This is a genomic window from Aquimarina pacifica (genome assembly GCF_000520955.1).
GTDB classification, from domain to species: Bacteria; Bacteroidota; Bacteroidia; order Flavobacteriales; family Flavobacteriaceae; genus Aquimarina; species Aquimarina pacifica.
Window position 1 is genome coordinate 1 of record NZ_JACC01000098.1, and the last position, 1,533, is coordinate 1,533.

The 1,533-nt window shown below is 33.5% G+C and carries 2 protein-coding genes; both read right to left on the bottom strand.

Features of this window, described 5'->3' with window-relative positions:
- Positions 1-21 precede the first annotated feature (21 nt).
- Positions 22-456 (bottom strand): hypothetical protein, encoded by a 435-nt coding sequence (locus tag DZ60_RS0121920; RefSeq protein ID WP_025744139.1) that lies wholly within the window; start codon positions 454-456, stop codon positions 22-24.
- Positions 457-462: 6 nt separating this feature from the next.
- A partial coding sequence (locus DZ60_RS23775; RefSeq protein WP_034230478.1) for an RHS repeat-associated core domain-containing protein occupies positions 463-1,533 on the bottom strand: 1,071 nt, incomplete at its 5' end.

A 1,533-nucleotide genomic window follows, 5' to 3' on the forward strand; every position in this document is an offset into this window, starting at 1 on the left:
ACGGAAAAAATTTCCGCGATATCATATCCGAGCGGTCTGGTTTGCTAAAAAATGTAAAACCTGATAAATACCTTCGTAAGGAGACCCTTTTTCTAATTCCAACAAATGATTTTGATTTTCATGATCTGTTATTAATAATCGAGTAAAGTCTTTTTTATTTCTCACTCCATCTTTAAATTCTTCTTCAATTGCCAAGCTTACTTTTTTAATATTAATATTTTCAATAATATTAAAATACATATCATTATTATTTATAACCCTTAGGTCTGTTAAAATAAACCAATGAGAGGAGTCTAAATAGTAAATTAGCAATCCTTTTTCATTATTCGTTAGTTGAGATGATAATAAGTCACTATACTTTTTATCTATAGAATCATTTAAGATTTTAGTATACTGGCCTTCACCTCCTTTCCTCTTAAATATTGAAACTAAAATTGAGGATTTATCTTTTTTCATAACTATTTATTTTAAAGTCTTCTGCAAAAGAATTCCATTCTTCGATTGTATAAATGAATACCCAAATCTCTTCATTATGTTAGGATTTAAAAAACCTTTGTTTATTACTGAAGATCCATAGATTGAAATTTTATTGGCTCCTGCTTTTAATGCTTCAGATTCTAAACTATTTATTAGAGATTTAAAGCCTGAAAGACTTTTCGTCTGACTTTCTATTAAGAATATGTTTCTATTAAAAGTTTTTCCAACTAAACCTTTTGTTCCATGGATAGAGTAATTCCCTACTTTTTCTGCACCCTTGAATAATGCCTGTGAAAAAGTTTCTTCGCTTAGCTCGACCATTCCGCTTACACCCCTGCTTGACTTTAAGAACATGGCACCTACAGCTCTTAAAGAAGCAATCATAAAGATTGGGGAGTCCCAGCCCATTTCTTTAATATTACCTGTTGCTTTTGGCATTTTTCCTCCATAGGCTTGTAATGCTTGTAAAGCCCAACCAACCATAATGTTATGAACATCTTCTGTAAATCCAAAATCTTCTAAAGATTCTATTGAAGAGAATCCTTGTCCTATTTTTCTTATTTCTGTTCTAAATAACTCATAGTATTCACTTTCATCATACCATCCTGCTTTTTCTCCAACTCCTCCTGCATGATAATGCTGAGTTTGAGAACCAATAGGTCCATCCATTGCATAGCCCATAGGAATTTCTCTTACTTGACCTTCTTGACAATTATTACAATTAGAGTAAATCTCAAATGAAGCCAATGCTTTAAGTAAGTTAGTTCCGTAACTAGTAATCTCACCTGGGTTTATGTGACTATTATTATCATATAACCCTGAAGAAGCGTTAGCAGCATAATCTCCAGCGGAAGCACCTGTATATTTATTAGGAGTCTCTAGTAACCTTCCATTATGATATTGCCCCCCAGAAACAGCATATCCACTATTCCCCCCAGAAGGATCACTATAAACTATCGGGTTATTATCAAAGGCATTATAGGTAGAGAGTCCGTGGTGTACGACAGGATCAATACGATTCCATCGTGCGATGGTTGGATCATAGGAACGCAGTGG

Bases quoted from the DNA above. Each gene is read 5' to 3' on its own strand.
- DZ60_RS0121920 (WP_025744139.1), bottom strand. From the start codon at position 456: ATGAAAAAAGATAAATCCTCAATTTTAGTTTCAATATTTAAGAGGAAA.